Origin of the sequence: Okeania sp. SIO2B9 (assembly GCF_010672505.1) — a bacterium.
Taxonomy (GTDB): Bacteria; Cyanobacteriota; Cyanobacteriia; order Cyanobacteriales; family Microcoleaceae; genus Okeania; species Okeania hirsuta.
Genome location: NZ_JAAHGK010001121.1, coordinates 1 through 2,484, shown reverse-complemented (window position 1 = coordinate 2,484; position 2,484 = coordinate 1). Strand labels below are relative to the sequence as shown.

At 33.3% G+C, this 2,484-nt stretch carries 2 protein-coding genes; both read right to left on the bottom strand.

Annotation, left to right across the window (positions count from 1 at the left end):
* Nucleotides 1-43: 43 nt before the first annotated feature.
* Nucleotides 44-907, bottom strand: coding sequence for an ABC transporter permease (locus F6K13_RS27970; RefSeq protein ID WP_287289125.1), 864 nt, complete (start codon nucleotides 905-907; stop codon nucleotides 44-46).
* Between the two features lie 8 nt (nucleotides 908-915).
* Complete coding sequence (locus F6K13_RS27965) at nucleotides 916-1,803, bottom strand: ABC transporter permease (RefSeq protein WP_124154476.1); 888 nt, start codon at nucleotides 1,801-1,803, stop codon at nucleotides 916-918.
* Nucleotides 1,804-2,484 lie beyond the last annotated feature (681 nt).

Sequence of the window (2,484 nt, the reverse complement as noted above, 5' to 3'; positions counted from 1 at the left end):
TATCTCCCCATCTGATATAATAAGTATTCAAACGGATTGAATATTAGGTGTTTTTTTGATTCCCTAATTCCTCAAGAAAAAGGGCAGATATTACCAACATCAAAGAAGCTATTAACATCAAAGTAGATATAGCATTAATTGCTGGTGTTACGGAAAATTTAATCATACCATAAACAAATAATGGTAATGTCGTCGAACCTACTCCTGCAGTAAAAAAAGTTATCACAAAATCATCTAGTGACAAAGTAAAAGCTAATAAAGCAGCACTAAAAATTCCCGGCCAAATCAAAGGTAAAGTAATACGAAAAAAAGTTCGCCATTCATTAGCACCTAAGTCTAAAGCTGCTTCCTCTAAAGCTGGGTCAAGTTCAGCTACCCGCGCTCTCACAGTTACCACAACAAAAGAGATACAAAATGCTATATGACCAATAATTACTGTCGGTAAACCTAGCACTAGACGAATGCCTAAAAAATTTTCTATTAGTTGAAAACTTAGAGAAAAGAAAACTAATAAAGAAAGTCCTATAGTAATTTCTGGAATAATGATTGGTAGAAAAAGTATTGCCTCCAATACAGTCCGTCCGGGAAAACGAAAACGTTCTAATGCTAAGGCAATCATAGTACCAAAAATTGTGGCGATGATTGTCGAAATTACTGCTACGAAAAGACTGTTTTTTAAAGCTTCCCAAATCATCACATCTGTAATAGTGTCATTAGTTGCTCCTTGTAATAAATTCCGATACCAATCTAAAGTGAAGCCTCGCCAAATAGCATTAAAACGAGAATTATTAAAAGAGTAAATTACTAATATAAAAATTGGTAAATAGAGAAAGGCAAAACCCAGAGCAGCATTTAGCCATAACCCAAACTTACCAAGAGAACGAATGAGTAAATCTAATTGTTTCATTCTAGCTTTTAAAGTGAAATTTTTTTGTCTTCTGAAATCCGGAAATATATAATAACTGGGATTAATACGATTACCATTAATAAAATTGATAATGCCGAACCAAACGGCCAATTTCTCGCTTTAATAAACTGATTTTGAATGAGATTTCCCACCATCATAGTTTTGGCACCGCCTAAAATATCAGGAGTAATAAAAGCACCAAATGCTGGAATAAAAACGAGTAACGAACCAGCAACTATTCCTTTGATTGTCAATGGTAAAACTACACGAAAAAAAGTTCGTAAATCATTTGCTCCCAAATCTTGAGCAGCTTCTAACAAAGAAAAATTAAAACGTTCAATTGTGACATACAAGGGTAAAATCATAAATGGTAAATAACCATAAACTAAGCCAATAATTACAGCAAATGGGGTGAAAAGAAGAGTCAAAGGTTCATTTATTAGCTGTAAACTTTGTAGAGCAATATTAAATACTCCTTCGGTACGAAGTAATACAATCCAAGCATAAGTACGAACTAAAAAATTCGTCCAAAAAGGGATGATTATTAGCATTAGTAAGACATTACGCCAAGGTGGTCTACGGGTAGCAATAAAATATGCTAAAGGATAGCCAATTAGTAAGCAAATAATAGTTGTAATTAAAGCTAAAAAGAAAGACCGCCCAAATATTCCCCAGTATATTCCTTGAGCTAGTTGTTGATAATTATCTAGGGTGAATTGCCAAACAACCCCACCGTAAGTACCTCTTTCTAAGAAGCTATAAATAAGTACAATTATTAAAGGGATGATGAAGAAAATTAAGATCCATATAGTTGCGGGAGATAACAGAATGAGTAAATTGGTTAATTTCCGAGTTTCAATGGTTGATTTTGATTGTTTTTTATGAGGTTGCCACATATTAATTAGTTGAAGACCAGGAGATTATAGCTATCGGATTTATGCTTGCTTGTCAATTAGTAAAATTAAAATTATGGCGGTTATTACTAAGTTAATTCTAGGTTGAACAAGAAGGTTAATATGTATACTAATAATCTTTCCACTTAACCAGAGCAAATTAGTATCAGTTAAATACAGCATATTCCAAGTATATGAAGTACAGATATTAACGATTAAATGTTCCCAGTGCGGGTATCTTGCCCGCTATTGGATGTATCTCACCCCTGATGGAATCTGCTGTATATAGCCTTTATATAAAACAGGACTTACGCAAAATATGAAAATATACACCACCTGTAGGGGTTAACTGCCGTTAACTCATACTATATATGGTGTATCTCCGTAAGTCCTGTAAAAATTAGTATTTTCGAGTACAAAAAATTTCTATAGATCAAAAACCTGAAACTATTACCACTGTTGCCAGATTAGCTATTTCCTTTCCCTTAAAAGTATATTTACAGCTCAAATGTAAATGTTAGAGTTTTTTGCTTTGCATTTACAGCAGTTTTCAGAAAGATGGAACGCACTCCTAAAGAATAAAAACCTTTGTATAGACCTTCCATGGAACCTTCCTACCGTAGTCTACTTAAGTAAAAACTACTATAATTCTTAATTGATAGGTAGAACTGATCGAAAAAGCAA

Coding starts and splice junctions, on each gene's coding strand:
- F6K13_RS27970 (WP_287289125.1), bottom strand. CDS start 907: ATGAAACAATTAGATTTACTCATTCGTTCTCTTGGTAAGTTTGGGTTA.
- F6K13_RS27965 (WP_124154476.1), bottom strand. CDS start 1,803: ATGTGGCAACCTCATAAAAAACAATCAAAATCAACCATTGAAACTCGG.